This is a genomic window from Corynebacterium sp. Marseille-Q2823 (assembly GCF_903645345.1).
Classification (GTDB): domain Bacteria; phylum Actinomycetota; class Actinomycetes; order Mycobacteriales; family Mycobacteriaceae; genus Corynebacterium; species Corynebacterium hiratae.
On record NZ_CAHJXS010000016.1, the window covers coordinates 1 to 17,526 of the forward strand.

A 17,526-nucleotide genomic window follows, 5' to 3' on the forward strand; every position below is an offset into this window, starting at 1 on the left:
CGCCCGCACCGTGCACCGCGGAATGCACCCAATAGCCAATCCAGCATTCGCTGACCCCTCCATGCTGGATATTGCCTAAGGTCAATTGCCCACGGAATGGCCATCAACCTCAATGACTAGCGGCACCACTGTCCCGGCCCGGGCCGAGTCACGCAGAAACATTAGGTGATTCCACCAAGCCGACTGGGAGTGCGCCGCATCCCACTCCGTCGGCCGCGCCGGCTCCCCCGGTTTGAGGAAATCCCTATCCTCGATGCGCTGCCGTCGCCACGCCGCACCGTCCCTCCGCAACAGGGGGCGTAAACGTAGCGTCGCCCCGCGCGGGAAGACACGAGACTCCCGCAGCCGTACCGCGGGTGTAGCTTCTGGCCAGCCCGGATGATCGGGGTTGACCCCAACGGTGGCGGGGGTAGAAAAGCGCCCCGCGGCGGTACCAAAAGGATCAAGCATGACGTGTGTGCCCGCGACTAGCGGCGCTGGGTCAGGAACAGGACGTCCACCACGTCCCCGGGACGGATCTCTGTCACTTCCTCCGGAATGCGGATCATCGCGTTCGCTTCCGAGAGCCCTGCGAGCAGGTGCGCCGGCGCACCCGCCGCACCGCCCAGTCCTTCCACCAGATAGTCGGAGGTTTCGGCATCCCGCATGAGCCGGGCGCGGATGTATCCGCGGCGTCCCGGGCGGGATTCCATGTGGTTGAGCACACGTGCGCGCACCACGCGGCGTTGGCCGCTGCGCTTGCCCAGGGAGAGACGGATCAGCGGGCGCACAAAGACCTCAAAGATAACCAGCGCGGACACCGGGTTCGAGGGCAACAGGAAGGTCGGGATGCGCTCCTCCCCCAACAGACCGAAGCCCTGGACCGATCCTGGGTGCATGGCTACGCGAGAGGTATCCACATCTCCCAACTCATCAAGGACCTCGCGGATTTCTTCCGAACCCGCGCCACCCACGGCACCGGAGATCACCAGCACCTCGCTGCGCGCCAGGTAAGTCTCCAGGGCCTCCCGCACGCGACGCGGCCCGCCGGCGGCGATGCCGACGCGGTGCCCGCCCGCGCCGGCCCCCTCCGCGGCCGCTGCAGGCGAATAAGAGTTCACGTCGAAGCCTTGACCCAGGCCGGGCTCGCGGTCGACGTCGACAAGCTCCTTGCCAAAGGACACGATGGTCACGCGCGGGCGGGGGTACGCCAGCACCTTCGAACGCCCCACCGCCGCAAGCAGGCCAATCTGCGCTGGGCCCAAGATGGTGCCGGAGGACACGGCAACATCCCCGGGCTGAATGTCATCACCCACGCGGCGCACGAAGTCCCCCGATCGCACCGGGCGATGCGAGGTCACGCGCTTGCGGCCGCGGTCGGTCCACTCGAGGGGAAGGACGGCGTCGGCAAGCGTCGGCAAAGGCGCGCCCGTGTACACGCGCACCGCTTGCTTGGGCTGCAAACGCAAAGGCTGGCGCGACCCTGCGGGAACCTCCCCCACCACAGGCAGGGAACGCTCAATCTCCGTCTCCGTGGCGGGTGCATCCGCATCCTCAACGTCGTGGCGGGAGCGTGCCTTGAGGGCTTTTTCTCCCCCAACGTCCACGGCGCGCACGGCATAGCCATCAATGGCTGCTTGCGGAAACCCCGGGAGCGGCTGGTTTGCCTGCACCTCCTCCGCGCACTTGAGACCTAGGGCATTCGCGATGGCGATGCGTACCGGCTCGGGAGTCATCGCTGCATCAAGAATGAACGCCATCTGGTCATCGACCGAACGCATGTACCGCCTGCCTTTACTCTGGGGTATGTGGGGCCTAAAGGGATGGAAGTTACTGGAGTAGAGCTTAGCGCGCTAGGCGTGCGAAGGCTTAGCCCTTCAGCCCCTTTTCTTCTTCGTAGTCCTCCACAATCTTCTTGATCGCCTTGTAGAGTGCAGGACCGTACTTCTCATCACGCAGACCAAAGTCAACGTTGGCCGGGATGTACCCACCCGGGTTGCCCAGGTCATGGCGCTTACCCTGGTGGACTACGACGTGAACGGGGTGGCCTTCCTTGATAAGGAGCTCGATGGCATCGGTCAGCTGCAGCTCCCCGCCCTTTCCTGGCTTAATACGGCGAAGGGCATCAAAAATCTTCCTGTCGAGCAAGTAGCGCCCAGTGGCCACGAGGTTCGAAGGCGCATCTTCCGGATCCGGCTTCTCCACCATGCCCACGACCTTCTTCACGCCCGGCGCGTTGGTGTCCTCAACGTCGAAGACGCCGTAGTTGTAGGTCTCCTCGCGCGATACCTCGAAGGCGCACAGCACGCTGCCGCCCAGGGCGGCGCGAACCCGGGCCATCTCGCCCATGACGGTGGCCGGCAGGACAATGTCATCCGGCAGCATGACGGCGAAGAATTCTTCGTCATCCTCCAACACGGATTCCGCCAAGCCCACCGCGTGGCCCAGGCCCAGCGGCTTTTCCTGCTCCACGGAAATCGGGTGGATCAACTGAGCAGCACGCTTGACCTTGGCCACTTGCTCGTCTTTGCCGCGGGCGTCGAGGGTCTCGACGAGATCGGGGAACTCATCGAAGTGCCGCATCACTTCCTGCTTGTTCGGCGCGGTAATCACCGCGAGGCGCTGGGCGCCCACGGACGCGGCCTCTTCCGCAATGAGTTCAATACCCGGCGTATCAACGACGGGGAGCAGCTCCTTCGGTACGGTCTTGGTGGCGGGCAAGAAGCGGGTGCCCATGCCAGCAGCGGGGACAACGACCGTAGCGATCCCGGTGTGGGAATCCTCGTGTGCAATAGCCATAAGTTCCACTTTACAATGCGCCCTTCCCGCTCCCGTGCTGCGCTACGCCGTCCCGCTATGATTGACAACCATGACGACCTCCCCCAAGGACGCCTTAAGATCCTCACTCCTTAACGCGCGGCGCGAGCGCAGCGCCGAGCAGCGCGCTGATGACAACGCCGCGTGGTGCGCCGGTGTGGGTGAATTACTCACTCCTGCGATGCGTGTTGCCGCCTACCATCCCCTGGGCACAGAGCCGGGTGGCCCCGACTTCGTGGAGACCGTGTCCGCACTCTGCAAGGAGGTCTACCTTCCCATTTCAGGCAAAAACGGTGAGCTGTTGTGGACGCTGTATGGCGGGCCGGAGGCCATGCGCCCAGGGGCATTAGGGATTGCAGAGCCCGTCGGGCAGCGCCATAGCAGCGACATCCTGGCGCACCTCGACCTCATCTTGGCGCCCGCGATGGCGGTGAGCGAGTCAGGCATGCGCCTCGGAAAAGGCGCCGGTTACTACGACCGGGCGCTCACCCCGCTTCCCACTGGGAACCCGCCCGTCGTCGCTCTCGTCCACTCCAGCGAGGTCCGGGACGTCCCCTTCGAGGAACACGACCGTCCCGTCGATGGCATCCTCACCGAGCGCGGGATGCGCTGGCTTTAATCGGCCCCTTCTCAGAGTCCATGCCGCCGCCTGGGAACCGCGCGGGTCGGAGCGCAGTCTAAGAAGGTATGGACTTTCTTCACGTTCTGCGCACCCCCGGGCATCGCCGCAGCGTTCTTCTGCGCCGCGTAACGGCCGCAGTCTTGCTCGTGGCCGCGGCGGCCAGCGCGCTCGCTTCTACCCGCGAGCAGCCGCGCGTAGTGGTCATGGCCCGGGACGTCGCCGCCGGGGAGACGCTGGCGCTTGGCGATGTCTCCGTGGCCCGCGTCCCCTCCTCCGCTCTCCCCGCCACGGCGTTGGGGAGCAACCCGGAAGATGCGGTGGGGCGAGTTCTGGTGGCGGCGGCCAGCGCCGGCGAAATACTTACCACCACCCGGCTGCTCAGTTCGGACCTCATCGCAGACTTCGGGATGGAAGACGGCCACCTTATCCCGCTCACGCTCGCCGAGCCAGACGTTGCCCGCAACCTCCATCACGGCGATACGGTCAATATTGTCGGTGCCCTCGACGGTGGTGACGACGCTTCCCTCCCCGCCCGCGGCTCAACGATTGCCCGTGGCGCACGCGTCGTGTCGGTGGGTGCCGGCGGAGAGGATGCCCGCACGCACACACTCCTCGTTGCGCTACCAGCCGAAGCAGCCGAAGCTGTGGCAGCCGCGTCACTGGCACAACCGCTCACGGTAGTCATTGTGGGCGACCGCGCCCACAGTTAAGCTATGTTGTGAAGATCATCGCGTTTGCACTGGTAGGCCTCCATAAGATGTTGCCACGACACGCAAACTCTGCCTACTATAGGCACATCCACTCAGGCGCTTTATGCTCTTGCAGTCTCGCGACTGCCGCGCGACCCCGCGGCACCACCTGCAGGATGGCGCACAAGAGTGGCTTTCGCTATTCCAGTATTTCCACATGCTTCGTCTTACGTTGGCGCCCCTGCGCATCTAGGGCCTCTCTCAGAGAGCATTATGGCTCTATGCCTGCTTTTCTCCGACTTTTCTGAACAGCGTTCGGGCGCACAGTCCGGACTACACAGAGCAGACGCTTAAGACACAAGAAGCACCTACCCCCGTAGATAGGACAACCACCACCATGCTCAAGGGCTTTAAAGATTTCATCCTGCGCGGCAACGTCATCGAGTTGGCCGTAGCGGTCATCATCGGTGCCGCCTTCACCGCGATCGTCACCTCCATCACCGATCACATCATCCAGCCGCTGATTAACTCCCTCGGCTCCCCAGACTTTGGTGGCCTGGGCTTCGCAATTACCGATAACCCGGAGACCTTCCTGGACTTCGGTGCAGTCATCACCGCCCTTATCAACTTTCTCATCGTTGCCGCTGTCATCTACTTCGTCATCGTTGCTCCGATCAACGCCGTCACCGAGCACGCTAAGCGCCGCCAGGGCGTTGACCCGGAGGAGCCGGCTCCGACCACCGAGCAGCTGCTCGGCGAGATCCGCGACCTGCTCGCTGCTGAAAACGGTGGCACCACCACCAACAAGCCTGGCTCCAGCATCTAAGCCAGCAGCCCCAAGCCTAAAAATCCCGCAGAACCGGCATTTCGCCGAAGTTCTGCGGGATTTTCTTTTGCCTCCGCCCGCTGCTCACGCACTACTGCGTGGTGCCAAAATGCGGCGGCATGTTCTCGCGGTAGAAGGCCTCTCCCGTGGCCTCGTCCTCGCTGTCACCACCGGGGCCGCCTGCGTCCGCCTCAAAGCTCACGGTGCGCAGCTCATCGGCCCCTGCGGCGGAAGAAGAGCCAGCGGCCCCAGACATTGGCCCGTGAGGAACATCGAAGCTGCGATCGTAATTCTCGGCCGTCGAAGGACGCTTCGCGCGACGGCGCGCCCGCGGGGTACGCGGTGTGGAATCAGCCATTAGACGCTGGACTTCTGCAGCTGATCGACGAGGTGGTGCACCAAGGGGGTCAGCGTAGCCATGCCATCGCGTACCGCCGCGCGGGAAGATGCGACGTTGACAATCACCGTTGAACCAGACACTCCCGAAATGCCGCGGGATGTGCACGCATCCACCGCACCGCATGCTTGGCCGGAGGAGCGCAGGGCCTGGGCCACGCCAGGGACCATTTGGTCCAGCACCGCGCGAGTCGCCTCTGGGGTCTTATCGCGCGGGCCAACGCCCGTGCCGCCAATCGTGAGGACCAGGTCAACGCCCCCGACCACGCCGGTTTCAATCGCCTGCCGGATTTTGGACTTCTTGGAACGAACGATTACTGCGCCGTCGACGGTGAAATCAGCTTCAGCCAACAGTTCGCCCGCCAAGCGCGACGTGTCCTGCGCTGCATCATCTGGGTGGTCGGTGACGATCACGACGAGCGCGCGGCGCGGTGCTTGCACACTTTGTTCTTGTTCGCTCGCGATGAGGAAGGCGTCATCTGGTTCGGTGACATCATCGAGTTCGCGTGAGGCATCGCGCCCCAGCAACTCAGTTGCGTCGGTGTTTTCTGCCACGGAGGTTCTCCTTAAAGATAGGGGCGGAATCTTCCGGTAGTGGTTTCTTCACAAGGTCTCAGGGTGCGGTGTTCGTGCGGCGCTCACGCACCGCCCAAGTATTTGTTAACTTACTCGCTTGCCAGAGTTACCTCTACCTTTCTCACATCTTCGCTGTCTCGGCTCCGTACCTCCAAGGTCACGGTCGCGCCGAACTCCTGGGAACGGGTTGCCGCGATGAGGGCATCAGAGCTTTCAATAAGCCGATCGTTGACGCGGGTGACCACGTCACCAGACTTGAGCCCTGCCTTATCGGCTGGGCTATCGCGTTCTACATCGACGATCTCCGCACCAAGGGTGTCGCTTTGCGCGCGGACCTTAACGCCCAAGGTTGGGTGCTTGACCTTGCCATTGTTGATGAGCTCATCGGCCATCCGCTTGGCAAAGTTGGAGGGAATAGCGAATCCCAGACCGATGGAACCGCCCTCGGAATTCGAGCTACCCGATAGCGAGGCAATCATCGAGTTCATTCCAATGATGTTGCCTTCCATGTCCACCAAGGGACCACCGGAGTTGCCTGGGTTGACGGCGGCGTCGGTCTGGATGGCGTCGATCAGCGAGGACTCCCCACCTTCCTGCGAAGCACGGACGGGGCGGTTCTTGGCCGAGACAATTCCGGAAGTCACCGTAGCGTTGAGTCCCAGCGGGGAACCGACGGCAACGACCTCTTGCCCCACCGCGGCAGCGTCCGAATCACCGAACTGCAGGAAGGGAAGCTCGTTAACGTCATCAATCTTGATGACAGCAACGTCCGTGGTCGCATCCGAGGCCACAAACGTGGCGCTATGGCGGGAACCATCATTCATGGTCACTTCCAAGCGCCCGCCTTGATCCGCGCCGGCGACGACGTGGTGATTGGTCAACACGTAGCCGTCCGGGGAAATAATCGAGCCCGAGCCCTCGGCACCGCCGGAGCGGGTAATGGAGTAAATGGATACCACTGCTGGAAGTACCTTCGATGCCACGTCCTCGACGGAGCCGTCGGCAGGCTCTTTACCGGTGCTGTTGGCCACCGGCTGGCGCTCCAAGACCTCATTGACCGTCGAGGTGGAGGACTTGTCCTTGCCCACCGTTCCGACCACCACGCCGGTAACACCGCCGGCAGCGATGAAGGCTACGAGCATCATGGACAGCGCGGTGCCCAGGCCGACCTTGCGCTTGGCCTTAGGCTCATCGCTCGGTTCCACGACCCGTACGCCTGCCCCCTCTTGGCCGCCGAAGAACTGGTTCTGATTACCAGCATGCGCCGCAGTGTAGCGCTGACCGGCATAAGGCTGTGTTCCCTCCTGCGAGTGCTGCCCTGCCGAAGGCTGCTGTGCTGCCAAACGCTGCTGACCTTGTTGACCGAATCCATAATTCGAACCGCCATACGGCGCCTGCGCCCCGTAAGGCGCCTGGGAAGGCTGGTTGCCAAAAGAAGAAGCCTGGGCTCCCTGCCCCGCCTGGCTTCCGTAGGGCGACTGTCCGCCTTGCCTCGATGTATCCGACCGCGGCTGATTCCAGCCATTCGATTCACTTCCCACAGAAGGTACCTCGCCTCGCTGCTGTGATTGTCCCCGTCCGTCAGAGTTCTGCGGGCTATCCATGGGGTTATCCATGTTCGAATTCCTCATATTCATGTCAGGTAGTGTGCACCATCGCGCTGGCGCGTATCTGATACTAATCTGCCAGTGTGCTACGAGAAGCTGGACGTTTCCTGCGCGCCTTGAGCTGGGGTGATCCCTGACACACTAGCCCTGATTGAACCACCGCTCCGCAAAGATATGGCCACGGTCGTTGCGCTCTTTCGGTTGGCTCACCGCGGGGTCTTGTAGCTGCCCCGCTGACTGCTGCTCAGCGGAGAGTTCGGGCTGGAAATCGTAGGGCAAGTCTTCCAGCCCGTCCACCAAGGCATCACCTTCGGTGGGGTGCCCGGGCAGGATAACCTCCATGCGCGTTCCGCCGTCCGCGGAATCCTTGATGGTGATCTCTCCATTGTGCCTCTCCACCACGGATTTCACGATTGCTAGGCCCAATCCGGATCCCGGCATGGCACGGGCTTCAGCAGAACGGTAGAAGCGCTCAAATACTTTGTCCCGTTCCTCCGGAGCGATGCCGGGGCCAGAATCGTCAACTCGCAGGCGCACCTTGTCAGGGGCGATTTGCCGCATGGACACGCGCACGGTCCCCGTCGGCGGGGACCACTTCGCAGCATTGTCCATAAGGTTGAGGGTGGCACGGCCCAGCGCAAAAGGATCGCCGTCGATCATCCACGGGATAAACCGCACGCGGAAGTCCACGTCAGGACGGCGGCGCTTGGCGCGGTTGAGCGAATTCTCCAACACTTCGTGCAACTCAACGGGCTCCGGCTCCTTCTCAGTGGCGTCCTCGCGCGCTAGGTCAACCAAGTCACCGATCAGGGTGGCTAATTCCGACATCTGCGCCATTACGTCATCTTCGAGGTCGCGCCGGTCTTCCTCACTGATGCCAAACCCGCCACCGGATTTATTGAGCATCATGAGAAGCTCAATGTTCGTCCGCATGGACGTCAGCGGGGTCTTAAGCTCGTGGCCGGCATCAGCCACAAACTGTGATTGCTGCACGCGCGCGTGCTGCAGGGCGGAAAGCATTCGGTTAAAGGACACAGTAAGTTGTGCCATTTCATCGTTGCTCTCCACGGCAATCGGCCGCAGGTCATTGGTCTGCGTCACGTAATCAGCAGCCCGCTTGAGGCGAGCGATCGGCTCCATGCCGGTCTTGGACACCACCATTCCCGCGAAGACGGAAAGCAGCACGCCAAAGGCCACGATGATCAGCAGCGCGGAGCCCACCGCGGACACAATCTCCTCGGTGGGACCAAGGTCCTTGGCCAGGACTACCGTGGCGCCACCCTCCTGGGACTTGGCCAGCACGCGCTCACCACCCAGGGTGCGGATGGAGCTTTCCATGGTGTCCCCGTCCGGTTTAAAGTCCCCACCCACCGGCAAAGCATCACCATAGGAAAAGGTGGCTGCTGGCGGAGAGATAGAGACCCGAGTCGAAGGGTTGTAGAGCTTAAAAGAAGCGATCTCCTGATCGATATTCTCCACGAAGCGCGGATTCTGCGCCTGCTCCATCAGCACGTCCGCTTGCTGCATGATTTGCTTGTCGACGCTCGCCGTCATCGACGCCGCAACCAACCAGTAGGTCACCAACGTCATCACTGCCACCGAGACGGCGACAACGACACCAGTAACCAAAGAAAGGCGCCACCGAAGCGGCGCCCGCGAAGCCCAGCCGCGACGACCTGACAGGCCCAACCATGCCGTGGAATCTAGGTCTTCAGAAGGCACCGCGTCAGGCGCGGGCCTCCGCAAAATCACGCGATAGCCTCCCTCATGACATAGCCGACGCCACGCACGGTGTGGATAAGACGCGGCTCGCCATCTTCTTCGGTCTTCTTACGCAGGTAGCCGATGTACACCTCGAGAGCATTTCCGGAGGTGGGGAAATCATAGCCCCATACTTCTTCCAAGATGGTGTTGCGGGAGAGCACCTTGCGCGGGTTCTCCATGAGCAAGCGCAACAAGGCGAATTCGGTGCGCGTCAGGGAAATCTGACGGTCACCACGGGTGACTTCGCGCGTATCGGCATCGAGCTTGAGGTCCTCAAAGCTCAGCTGGGTTTCAACGGGCTGCTGCTTGCTGATCGACTCCGCAGCAGCACGACGGACTAGGGAACGAACACGAGCCAAAAGCTCTTCAAGAGCGAAAGGCTTGGGTAGGTAATCGTCGGCACCCGCATCGAGCCCTGCAACGCGGTCGGACACGCCATCACGAGCCGTGAGCACGAGGATTGGACGGTCCCACCCCTCACTGCGCAAGGTTCGGCAGACTTCCAAGCCGTCCATGTTCGGCATCATCACATCGAGGATGAGCAGCCCTGGGTTCTCCCTGTGGACCATCTCGACGGCCTCTACGCCATCGGCGGCCAACATTACGTCGTAGCCATTAAACTTCAAGGAGCGGCGAAGCGATTCGCGTACGGCCTGCTCGTCATCCACGACAAGAATCTTCATGTTTCCAATTATGTCCTATCTAAGGCGCATTCACGAAGTGGGCCTAGTTCTTTCGCCCCCTTAAATTACCCCTTAAGATTTTATTCACCCCGCTACCCTTGGCATCAGCGAACGCCCAGACAAAAAGGCACCGTAGCCAAGCACTGCAGCCTCGTGAATGAGTCACTGCAGCGCGCAACTAGGCCAACAAAAAATGCCCGGAGGGATTCACTTAGAAAGAGTGAATCCCTCGGGGCAATAATTGCAGCCTTGAGGCTGAGAAAGCCTTAGAACTGCTCCACGTCGACCAGGCCGAGCTTGGCGGCCTTCACCAGACGGCGCGGGATGCGCACGGTCTGGCCGTCGATGGTGACTTCCTGGAGGGCGACGTTGTCAGCCTTCCACTGGGAACGGCGAGAGTGGGTGTTCGCGCGGGACTTCTTAAACTTAGGAGTTGCCATCTTTTCCTATCCTCCTTACGCGTTCTTCTTCTTGCGGCGAGCCATTGCACCGAAGCGCTGGTTGAACTTCTCAACGCGGCCAGCGGTATCCATAACGCGCTGGGCACCGGTCCAGAACGGGTGGGACTCAGCGGTGACGTCAACGACGATGAGCGGGTACTCGTTGCCGTCTTCCCACTCAACGGTGCGATCGGAGGTAGCGGTGGACTTGGTCAGGAAGGAGTGGCCGGTACCGGCATCCTTGAAGACCACCGGGTGGTAATCCGGGTGGATATCTTTCTTCATATGTCGATTCCCTCAGGGTTGAACTACGGGTCGGTTCCTTCCGCAACACTTCTCCGGCATAGAAGGAAGTGTGAAAGGATCGTGCCCGAGTTGGGTCTCTATACTTACAAACTGTGCGGCTCGTGCCGACAACTTGACATATCCTACAGGCCACCAGCATTAAAACCGAAATCGCTCTGGCCGCCACCGCCGCGCTCCGACGGACAGAATCCACAACCACACCCCTCACCTGCCCCTTCGGCAGGAACGCGCCGTAGATCAGGTATAGATCAGAGGTATCCACACCGGCCCGCATGCCGGCGGTGATTAGGTTCTGCAGGCTGTGGCATGTAAGATTTCCCCTTGCTGTTGTCAAAGTAATCGTTTTACGCCCTCATCAACTGGTGTTCAACGGATTAAGCCTCCTGCTCAACCTCACTTTTTCGAGCGCCGCGCCTCACCGCGGAAATAGGCACTCCGTTAGTCGCTTTCGATGTGGGCGGCTAGGAGAAAGAAGACCCATGTCGGCTATTTGCCAGGTAACGGGCCGCAAGCCGGAATTCGGCAAGCAGGTCTCGCACTCGCACCGCCGCACCTCGCGCCGTTGGAACCCCAACGTGCAGCGTCGTCGGTACTACCTGCCCTCTGAGGGCCGTACCATCACCCTGACCGTTTCCACCAAGGGCATGAAGATCATCGACCGCGATGGCATCGAGTCCGTCGTGGCTAAGATTCGCGCACGTGGGGAGAAGATCTAAAGATGGCACGTAATGACATCCGTCCAATCATCAAACTGAAGTCCACTGCGGGCACCGGTTACACCTACGTGACCCGTAAGAACAAGCGCAACAACCCGGATCGCATCACCTTGAACAAGTTCGATCCGATCGTCCGCAAGCACGTCGAATTCCGCGAGGAGCGATAATTAATGGCTAAGAAGTCAAAGATCGCCAAGAACGAGCAGCGCAAGGAAATCGTCGCCCGCTACGCGGAGCGTCGCGCTGAGCTCAAGGCAATCATTAAGAACCCGAACACCCCGGACGAAGAGCGCCTCGAGGCGCAGTTCGAGCTGAACCGTCAGCCGCGCGACGCCGCCCGCGTCCGCGTCCGTAACCGCGACTCCGCTGATGGACGTCCGCGCGGTTACCTCCGCAAGTTCGGTCTGTCCCGTGTCCGTATGCGCGGCATGGCTCACCGTGGTGAGCTGCCGGGCGTTCGCAAGTCCAGCTGGTAAAGGGGTACCCATACAATGGCTGTCAAGCGTAATAACCACAAGAAGTTCCGTATGGAGCAGACCCGCCGCCCGAAGAAGAACCCGCTCAAGGCCGAAGGCATTGAGAAGGTTGACTACAAGGAGATCAAGACCCTGCGTCTGTTCATCTCCGACCGCGGCAAGATCCGCTCCCGTCGCGTCACCGGTCTGACCCCGCAGCAGCAGCGTCAGGTTGCTACTGCCGTCAAGAACGCACGCGAAATGGCTCTCCTGCCGTTCACGTCCCGCTAAACACTAGCTGGTTTCAACAGCGCACTTTTGCCGCTGTACTCGTGACTCACTAGGACAGGACAAAAGAGCTTTCAGGCCGCCGCCTCCTTCCCCATCTCGGGGCAGGCAGGCGGCGGTCGTCGTTTTCGCGGCTAGGGCGGTTGCTCTGCCGCCCCACAAATTCCCAGTGCTACATTGAAGAGCTAGAAAGCCCCTGACGGAAAGGCAACTAACACCTAATGCCGCTGCACGAATCCCTCACCGGTCTCAGCGAACTGGCCGCCCACTGCCACTCCCCCGCCCACGCGCGTGGACTATTGGAAGAAGCCCAGGACCTTCTGCGCAATGCCACCGCCCACCGGACCGACGGGGTCGAGCTTGCGGCGTGGTTTTCCCGCGTGGTCACCGATATTGTTCGCTCCCCGGGTCTGGCTAGCCCTGTGCGGCTGACAGGCGCAGCCGCCCGCGGGGATCTTCTCCCCTCACTTCCCATCACCTGGCTGGGCGCCGACGAGCAGCTGGAGCAAGTCATCATCGAGGCCGGATTGCCCTGCGGCGCGGTGGAGGAATGCGCCTCAACCCGCGCTGATGCCGGCCTGCCGCTGGGCACCGGCGGCGAGGAGGAACTCTATGCCGAGGCTGTTTCGCAGCGCCCAGCGCCCCTCAAGCTCGTGGATGGGCTGCCGGACCGCTCCGCCGAGGTGTCCATTCGCCGTTCCCTACTCGCCCCCGTTTCGGCCATCGCCCGCTGGGCAGCGCCGGCACCTCGGCCCACCCCTGACCGCCTTGCTATTGGCGTGGAGCGCGAATTGCTCACCGCAGCCGAAGCAGAAGGCCTGAGCCTGGCGTGGGGCACGGGCATCGCGCTGGAATTGGGGCGGTGGTACGACGGCGTCGACAAGCACAGCGTTATTCTCGAAGACCTTCCGCCATTGGACCGCACCGCCTACGGCTCGGCGTGCCGCACAGTCTCCGCTGCCGTCGAATCCATAATGATCCGGCACGGTAATGTGGTTAGCTGAAGTCAAAGCTACGCTTTGACGAACGCCGTTCGCGGCGGGGTGTACGATTACTGACTTGCTGTCAGTTATTGCATAAGTTTTATCGAAGGGAGTCCGCCTCATGGCAGGTAGCGTTGGCAGGCCAAGGAAGAATAGCCCACGCCGCCGGGGAAACACCGCGCGCGAGGAAATCCTGGATGCCTCATCCGAGCTCTTCACTACCCAGGGCTTTGCGACAACCTCGACGCACCAGATCGCCGATGCCGTCGGCATCCGGCAGGCATCGCTGTACTATCACTTCCCTTCCAAGACGGATATCTTCCTCACGCTGCTGAATTCCACCATCGAGCCCTCACTCGAGCTGGCGGAGGAGCTCGCGGCCTCGGATGCCGCGCCGGCGCAGCGCCTGTGGTCCCTGGTCGCCGCGGAGTCCCGCCTGCTCTTGACGTCGGCGTGGAACGTGGGCCGCCTGTACCAGCTTCCGGTGGCTAACTCCCCGGAGTTCGGCGAGTACCACGAGCAGCGTGATCGCCTCAAGGAGCACTTCCGCACTGCCGCCGCTGGCATTGTTGGTGATGATGACCCGCGCGTGGAGCTGCCTTTCCACATCGCGCTTTCCGTCATTGAGATGCGCCCCAACGATGGCACCGCGCCTTTCGACGCCTCGCAGCGCGTGCCGGAGCAATCCGCCATGCTTGCCGACGCCGCCCTAGCAGTCCTCGGCACCACCCCTCCCGACAACGCCGAAGCCACTACCTTGGAGCTGCTGAAGAACCGCAACGACTCCATCTCGGCAGCCGCCGCTGCCGCGGCCGACCGTAAGAAGACGACGCGCTAACGACCGTGCCGGATGGCGTAATGCGCCAAGAAGGTCTTATACGGTTTATAGGCCTTTTCGCCGTCCGCCCGAAGACTGTCCACGAGGCGATCCATCTTGTGGTTGGTTTTCTTTTCGGTCCAGTCCAGAGCCTCAGCAATCTCGCGCACCGAGGGAATATCGGCATCAGTTGAGCCCGGCTTCTTGAGGTAGCTGGCTAGCTGGCAAAGCAGCTCCTCCTGCTCATCGTTGGGCACATGGCGGGTGCGGGTGCGCTCCTCATCGAGGTCCTGCTCGCGCTTAGTCCGACGCGAGTAGTTGCTGTTTTCGACATCGATGTAAAGCTCATAAGGGCATTCCGGGGTTTCAAACGTAATTCGTGACGGGCCCGGCGGCACGGCCGCCACCGAGCGCGGGCCGAGATCGATGCGGGAGAAACCCTTAACCCCGCGCAGCTCGATGCGCAGCGGAATGTGGCTGCCTACGTTGCAGATCATCCAGCCTTGACCGCCGTACCACAGTTGGAAAAGCTGACGGTGCAGGGTGAGATCCCCCTCGCCGATCCGGAAGTCACCAGCGCGGCCGACGACTACTTCCTCGCCTGGTGCCATGACCAGTACGCCGCCGATCAGGTCATCGATGCGCAACCTGGGCCCCCGGGGCGCGTCGTGCGATGGGAGTGGCTGTTGCTGGCTCATGGACACCTCCGTAGGCGGCTGGACAATTCGCGCACATCGCCGTTCGGCTCGGCGATATGCCTCAACAATGCCCTACAGTGTAGCGACTCTCACCACAGTACTGCGGGGACAAGCCGCTTGCCCCAGCTTGTTGGGGACTAGGACACGATGGCCCATGTCACCACGAAAATGAGGATGATGACAACAACGGTGACTGTGATGATCAGAGCGTTCTGATTATCCTTTGCGGCTGGTTTGGCAGCTCTAGGCTCTGCCGCGGCACGCTTGTGAACGGTAGCCCCCGGTACCGCAGGAGTCACCGGCGTGGAGGGAGATACCGTCCCGGGTGAGGCGACAGGGTTAGCGGGAGCTACAAAACCGGTCGGCATAGCCTGCTCGACAGACCCAAAGGAACCGGCAGGTCGCGGCCAGTATTGCGTCGGCTGCCCAGGGGTTTTTGCCTGCCGTGGCTGCGCGGGTTCCGTCGCCTGGTTGGTGGTGGGCTGGGAACGGGAGACGTCGTCAAGCGCGGCAATGAAATCCCGGGCGCGCGCATAGCGTTGCATGGGCACGCTATCCAGCGCCTTGTTCAGGACAGTCTGCACCTGAGTCACCACCCGTGCGGTGTCCTTCGCCAGGAACGTCGTGAAAGCATCACTAGACAAGTCCGGGATGCGCCGCTGCCCTTCCCACTCACTGCGCGGCATCGTGTCCTTGAGGTGATGCAGCGTGAGCATCTCGAATGCAATAAGCGCTAGCGAGTAGTCATCCGCGCGCGCCGACATATCGTCATCGCCATAGGCATGACCATTATTTTCCGGGGCCAGGTACTTTTCAGTGCCCACGATGTGGCCAACCTTCGTCAGACGGGATTGCCCCTCTTCGATGCTGATCCCGAAATCGCTGAGCACGGCAGGCGGCAGGCTGCCCGGGGTCTTGCGCAACAGGATATTTGCGGGCTTGATATCGCGGTGTACCCACCCGGGATGTAGCTCGTGGTGCATGTAGTCCAGCGCCGAAGCAATCGGCGTGAGGTAGTAGACCACCTCAGCCACGCTAAACCCCCGGCCTTCCTGCGCGCGTTCCCGGATGGCGTGCGCCAGGGTTCCGCCGTCGATGAACGCCATCATCATGACGTCGTCACCGCGCGGCGTGGACTCCTTGGAATAGAACTGGACCACTCCCGGGTGACTGCCAATCTTGGTCAGCGCCTTCATTTCGTTGTTGAAGCGGGCGCGGGAGGCTTCATCGCGGACATCATCCAGCAGCACCTTGACGGCAAGCTCACGAGAAAGATCCGGATCGGTGGCATGGAAGACCTGCCCCATGCCGCCTTCACCCAGCAGGTACACGTTGGTGTACCGCTTCTGCTGGGTCAGCCATTGCACGAAGTAGGAATTAGTCACCGCCCCATTGCACCATATGCACAACCAAGCATGAGGGTGCCATGTCCCATCGCCCCCAAATGGAGGGGACTTCACCGTGGTTCAGTCAGGCATGCGGGAGCCAGTTATGCTACCTGTTGTTCTCTATAGTTTTCCAAGGACCCTATGACCACCCCAGGATTTGGCACTAACCCCTACGAGCACACGAGCCCTGTGCACGGCGGGCCTCAGCAGACCCAGCCCGACCAGCGCAACCTCGTTCCGATCATCTGCGCGATCGCCATCCTTATCGCACTCCTGATTTCCGGTGCCGTGATCTGGAATCACGTCCGCTCCACCGGCCAGGAAACCCCCAGTACCGCCGAATCCTCGGAGCAAGCGCAATCCTCCGCGGAAGAAACCGCACCAGAAGACGACGAAGAAGAGGACACGGAAGGCGCGCCGAGCGAGGAAGCACCAGAGACCTCAGCCAGCCCTGGAGCTGCTGACGTCCCAGAGGGCCTAACCGCGGCCGGCTGGTCCGACTACCCGGAGGCGCGTTGCCAGCAGGGCGAGGACATGGTCTTCGCCGCCGCAGGTTCCGATCCGGTTTCGCACATCGTTATCTGCGAAAAGCAGGACTCGCTCTTCTACCGCGGCGTGTGGTCTAGCGGTGCCGCCTTCGGACCGGCCCGGGGTGAGGGCAGCTCCTATACAGCCTCCATCCTCGACCCCACCAGCGGTGAGGACACCGGTTCCGTACTCACCATCCGCGGCACGGACTATGACATCGATGGCGAGGCGGGGACCTTCGAAGATTACTGGCCGCGCTAGGGGTCCTTAGACCGCGCCTTGCTGACAGCCTGCATCGGGCCATTCCACCTCGGCGGCGGCGAATTGCTTGACTAGGCGCGTGAGCATCTGCTGGGCTTCTCCGTAGTCCCCGGATTCGGCCTTGGCATAGATGGCCACCGCCACCGTGTGCCCGCCCAGTGAGACAAGCCCCATCTGGCGGGCTTCATAGGCCCCGTCCTCGGCCGGGCCCCAGCCGCCCTTCATGACTGATCCTTCGAGGGTGCCCAGCCCATACTGCTGTGCGGGATCAGGCTGTCCCATGGCGGCCAGACCGGGGTCAGTGCCCTGCTGGCATCCCAGGGCGGCGACAAACTCTGCTTGCTCGGCTCCCGGCCACTGCGTGTGGCCAAATGCACTAAAGCCGGGGCGCGGCGGTGTGGCGGGGACAGTAGCCGTGCCAATGATCCCCTGGGTTGCCTGCGCGGCGTGCTCTCCCCCGCCGAGTGCCTCCCAGAGGGAATCGGCCGCGGCATTATCGGAAAAGGTAATCGCCCGCGACACGGTATCCGGATCGGCCACGCCGGCGCGCTCGGCGGCAATGGCCAGCGGCACCTTCGCCGTGGACCATGCGGACTGCGGGTCTGTGATGCCTGCTGCGGCGACGGTATCTGCGCCGGCCACCGCGATTCCGGTCCCCGGGTTGTCGGCCGCGATGGCTTCGAGGGC

General features: G+C 62.1%; 23 protein-coding genes. 10 read left to right on the forward strand and 13 right to left on the reverse strand.

Annotated elements, in window-relative coordinates:
• Positions 1–81 precede the first annotated feature (81 nt).
• The 3 genes from HWX44_RS13070 to HWX44_RS13080 form a co-directional block, all read right to left on the reverse strand.
• A complete protein-coding gene (locus HWX44_RS13070) occupies positions 82–450 on the reverse strand; it encodes a hypothetical protein (RefSeq protein WP_444843296.1) in 369 nt (122 codons plus the stop codon).
• Between the two features lie 17 nt (positions 451–467).
• Positions 468–1,760, reverse strand: a complete 1,293-nt coding sequence (gene glp / locus HWX44_RS13075; protein WP_175975135.1) for a molybdotransferase-like divisome protein Glp — start codon at positions 1,758–1,760, stop codon at positions 468–470.
• A gap of 88 nt (positions 1,761–1,848) precedes the next feature.
• On the reverse strand, positions 1,849–2,778 hold the full coding sequence (locus tag HWX44_RS13080; RefSeq protein ID WP_049154210.1) for a UTP--glucose-1-phosphate uridylyltransferase: 930 nt from the start codon (positions 2,776–2,778) through the stop codon (positions 1,849–1,851).
• A gap of 70 nt (positions 2,779–2,848) precedes the next feature.
• On the opposite strand from HWX44_RS13080, the gene HWX44_RS13085 reads away from it, so the two are divergent.
• The 3 genes from HWX44_RS13085 to mscL all read left to right on the forward strand — a co-directional run bounded on the left by HWX44_RS13085 (position 2,849) and on the right by mscL (position 4,933).
• Positions 2,849–3,415: a 5-formyltetrahydrofolate cyclo-ligase gene (locus tag HWX44_RS13085; RefSeq protein ID WP_175975137.1), complete on the forward strand. Its 567-nt coding sequence runs from the start codon at positions 2,849–2,851 to the stop codon at positions 3,413–3,415.
• Positions 3,416–3,483: 68 nt separating this feature from the next.
• A complete protein-coding gene (locus HWX44_RS13090) occupies positions 3,484–4,128 on the forward strand; it encodes an SAF domain-containing protein (protein ID WP_070510403.1) in 645 nt (214 codons plus the stop codon).
• A 376-nt stretch (positions 4,129–4,504) separates the two neighbouring features.
• Positions 4,505–4,933, forward strand: coding sequence for a large conductance mechanosensitive channel protein MscL (gene mscL, locus HWX44_RS13095; RefSeq protein ID WP_070821793.1), 429 nt, complete (start codon positions 4,505–4,507; stop codon positions 4,931–4,933).
• A gap of 91 nt (positions 4,934–5,024) precedes the next feature.
• Here mscL and HWX44_RS13100 read toward each other — a convergent pair whose 3' ends face one another.
• The 7 genes from HWX44_RS13100 to HWX44_RS13130 all read right to left on the reverse strand — a co-directional run bounded on the left by HWX44_RS13100 (position 5,025) and on the right by HWX44_RS13130 (position 10,684).
• Positions 5,025–5,291: a hypothetical protein gene (locus HWX44_RS13100; RefSeq protein ID WP_070821792.1), complete on the reverse strand. Its 267-nt coding sequence runs from the start codon at positions 5,289–5,291 to the stop codon at positions 5,025–5,027.
• A complete protein-coding gene (locus HWX44_RS13105; RefSeq protein WP_046646961.1) occupies positions 5,291–5,884 on the reverse strand; it encodes a MogA/MoaB family molybdenum cofactor biosynthesis protein in 594 nt (197 codons plus the stop codon). Before HWX44_RS13105 ends, HWX44_RS13100 begins: the two co-directional genes overlap by 1 nt.
• A 110-nt stretch (positions 5,885–5,994) precedes the next feature.
• Positions 5,995–7,542, reverse strand: coding sequence for a S1C family serine protease (locus HWX44_RS13110; RefSeq protein ID WP_254868272.1), 1,548 nt, complete (start codon positions 7,540–7,542; stop codon positions 5,995–5,997).
• 111 nt (positions 7,543–7,653) lie between these two features.
• A complete protein-coding gene (locus tag HWX44_RS13115; protein WP_175975139.1) occupies positions 7,654–9,264 on the reverse strand; it encodes a HAMP domain-containing sensor histidine kinase in 1,611 nt (536 codons plus the stop codon).
• Positions 9,261–9,959: a response regulator transcription factor gene (locus tag HWX44_RS13120; protein WP_049154197.1), complete on the reverse strand. Its 699-nt coding sequence runs from the start codon at positions 9,957–9,959 to the stop codon at positions 9,261–9,263. Before HWX44_RS13120 ends, HWX44_RS13115 begins: the two co-directional genes overlap by 4 nt.
• A 266-nt stretch (positions 9,960–10,225) precedes the next feature.
• Positions 10,226–10,399 carry a 50S ribosomal protein L32 gene (gene rpmF, locus HWX44_RS13125; RefSeq protein WP_010187615.1) on the reverse strand — a complete coding sequence of 58 codons (174 nt, stop codon included), beginning with the start codon at positions 10,397–10,399 and terminating at the stop codon, positions 10,226–10,228.
• A gap of 15 nt (positions 10,400–10,414) precedes the next feature.
• Complete coding sequence (locus HWX44_RS13130; RefSeq protein ID WP_005530151.1) at positions 10,415–10,684, reverse strand: type B 50S ribosomal protein L31; 270 nt, start codon at positions 10,682–10,684, stop codon at positions 10,415–10,417.
• 500 nt (positions 10,685–11,184) lie between these two features.
• Between HWX44_RS13130 and rpmB the strand changes: the two genes are divergently transcribed.
• The 6 genes from rpmB to HWX44_RS13160 all read left to right on the forward strand — a co-directional run bounded on the left by rpmB (position 11,185) and on the right by HWX44_RS13160 (position 13,985).
• Complete coding sequence (rpmB, locus tag HWX44_RS13135) at positions 11,185–11,421, forward strand: 50S ribosomal protein L28 (protein WP_010187623.1); 237 nt, start codon at positions 11,185–11,187, stop codon at positions 11,419–11,421.
• Between the two features lie 2 nt (positions 11,422–11,423).
• The gene (gene rpmG / locus HWX44_RS13140) at positions 11,424–11,588 is read left to right on the forward strand and encodes a 50S ribosomal protein L33 (RefSeq protein WP_175975141.1); all 165 of its coding nucleotides are present in this window, start codon (positions 11,424–11,426) and stop codon (positions 11,586–11,588) included.
• Positions 11,589–11,591: 3 nt separating this feature from the next.
• Positions 11,592–11,897 carry a 30S ribosomal protein S14 gene (gene rpsN, locus HWX44_RS13145; protein ID WP_010187625.1) on the forward strand — a complete coding sequence of 102 codons (306 nt, stop codon included), beginning with the start codon at positions 11,592–11,594 and terminating at the stop codon, positions 11,895–11,897.
• A 15-nt stretch (positions 11,898–11,912) separates the two neighbouring features.
• Positions 11,913–12,167 carry a 30S ribosomal protein S18 gene (gene rpsR / locus HWX44_RS13150; RefSeq protein WP_010187626.1) on the forward strand — a complete coding sequence of 85 codons (255 nt, stop codon included), beginning with the start codon at positions 11,913–11,915 and terminating at the stop codon, positions 12,165–12,167.
• Positions 12,168–12,385: 218 nt separating this feature from the next.
• Positions 12,386–13,168, forward strand: coding sequence for a hypothetical protein (locus HWX44_RS13155; protein WP_070701570.1), 783 nt, complete (start codon positions 12,386–12,388; stop codon positions 13,166–13,168).
• Between the two features lie 100 nt (positions 13,169–13,268).
• Positions 13,269–13,985: a TetR/AcrR family transcriptional regulator gene (locus HWX44_RS13160; protein ID WP_046646969.1), complete on the forward strand. Its 717-nt coding sequence runs from the start codon at positions 13,269–13,271 to the stop codon at positions 13,983–13,985.
• Here the strand turns inward: HWX44_RS13160 and HWX44_RS13165 are convergent.
• Together HWX44_RS13165 and HWX44_RS13170 are read right to left on the reverse strand one after the other, a co-directional pair.
• Positions 13,982–14,662 (reverse strand): hypothetical protein, encoded by a 681-nt coding sequence (locus tag HWX44_RS13165; RefSeq protein ID WP_046646970.1) that lies wholly within the window; start codon positions 14,660–14,662, stop codon positions 13,982–13,984. The two genes, HWX44_RS13160 and HWX44_RS13165, sit on opposite strands and share 4 nt — an antisense overlap.
• Before the next feature lie 137 nt (positions 14,663–14,799).
• Positions 14,800–16,047 carry a serine/threonine protein kinase gene (locus HWX44_RS13170; RefSeq protein ID WP_049154191.1) on the reverse strand — a complete coding sequence of 416 codons (1,248 nt, stop codon included), beginning with the start codon at positions 16,045–16,047 and terminating at the stop codon, positions 14,800–14,802.
• A 144-nt stretch (positions 16,048–16,191) separates the two neighbouring features.
• On the opposite strand from HWX44_RS13170, the gene HWX44_RS13175 reads away from it, so the two are divergent.
• On the forward strand, positions 16,192–16,839 hold the full coding sequence (locus HWX44_RS13175) for a hypothetical protein (RefSeq protein ID WP_071409391.1): 648 nt from the start codon (positions 16,192–16,194) through the stop codon (positions 16,837–16,839).
• Positions 16,840–16,845: 6 nt separating this feature from the next.
• Here the strand turns inward: HWX44_RS13175 and HWX44_RS13180 are convergent.
• On the reverse strand, positions 16,846–17,526 hold a 681-nt coding region (locus tag HWX44_RS13180; protein ID WP_175975143.1), incomplete at its 5' end, for a hypothetical protein.

Coding starts and splice junctions, on each gene's coding strand:
- HWX44_RS13070 (WP_444843296.1), bottom strand. CDS start 450: ATGCTTGATCCTTTTGGTACCGCCGCGGGGCGCTTTTCTACCCCCGCC.
- glp (WP_175975135.1), bottom strand. CDS start 1,760: ATGCGTTCGGTCGATGACCAGATGGCGTTCATTCTTGATGCAGCGATG.
- HWX44_RS13080 (WP_049154210.1), bottom strand. CDS start 2,778: ATGGCTATTGCACACGAGGATTCCCACACCGGGATCGCTACGGTCGTT.
- HWX44_RS13085 (WP_175975137.1), top strand. CDS start 2,849: ATGACGACCTCCCCCAAGGACGCCTTAAGATCCTCACTCCTTAACGCG.
- HWX44_RS13090 (WP_070510403.1), top strand. CDS start 3,484: ATGGACTTTCTTCACGTTCTGCGCACCCCCGGGCATCGCCGCAGCGTT.
- mscL (WP_070821793.1), top strand. CDS start 4,505: ATGCTCAAGGGCTTTAAAGATTTCATCCTGCGCGGCAACGTCATCGAG.
- HWX44_RS13100 (WP_070821792.1), bottom strand. CDS start 5,291: ATGGCTGATTCCACACCGCGTACCCCGCGGGCGCGCCGTCGCGCGAAG.
- HWX44_RS13110 (WP_254868272.1), bottom strand. CDS start 7,542: ATGAATATGAGGAATTCGAACATGGATAACCCCATGGATAGCCCGCAG.
- HWX44_RS13120 (WP_049154197.1), bottom strand. CDS start 9,959: ATGAAGATTCTTGTCGTGGATGACGAGCAGGCCGTACGCGAATCGCTT.
- rpmF (WP_010187615.1), bottom strand. CDS start 10,399: ATGGCAACTCCTAAGTTTAAGAAGTCCCGCGCGAACACCCACTCTCGC.
- HWX44_RS13130 (WP_005530151.1), bottom strand. CDS start 10,684: ATGAAGAAAGATATCCACCCGGATTACCACCCGGTGGTCTTCAAGGAT.
- rpmB (WP_010187623.1), top strand. CDS start 11,185: ATGTCGGCTATTTGCCAGGTAACGGGCCGCAAGCCGGAATTCGGCAAG.
- rpmG (WP_175975141.1), top strand. CDS start 11,424: ATGGCACGTAATGACATCCGTCCAATCATCAAACTGAAGTCCACTGCG.
- rpsN (WP_010187625.1), top strand. CDS start 11,592: ATGGCTAAGAAGTCAAAGATCGCCAAGAACGAGCAGCGCAAGGAAATC.
- rpsR (WP_010187626.1), top strand. CDS start 11,913: ATGGCTGTCAAGCGTAATAACCACAAGAAGTTCCGTATGGAGCAGACC.
- HWX44_RS13155 (WP_070701570.1), top strand. CDS start 12,386: ATGCCGCTGCACGAATCCCTCACCGGTCTCAGCGAACTGGCCGCCCAC.
- HWX44_RS13160 (WP_046646969.1), top strand. CDS start 13,269: ATGGCAGGTAGCGTTGGCAGGCCAAGGAAGAATAGCCCACGCCGCCGG.
- HWX44_RS13165 (WP_046646970.1), bottom strand. CDS start 14,662: ATGAGCCAGCAACAGCCACTCCCATCGCACGACGCGCCCCGGGGGCCC.
- HWX44_RS13175 (WP_071409391.1), top strand. CDS start 16,192: ATGACCACCCCAGGATTTGGCACTAACCCCTACGAGCACACGAGCCCT.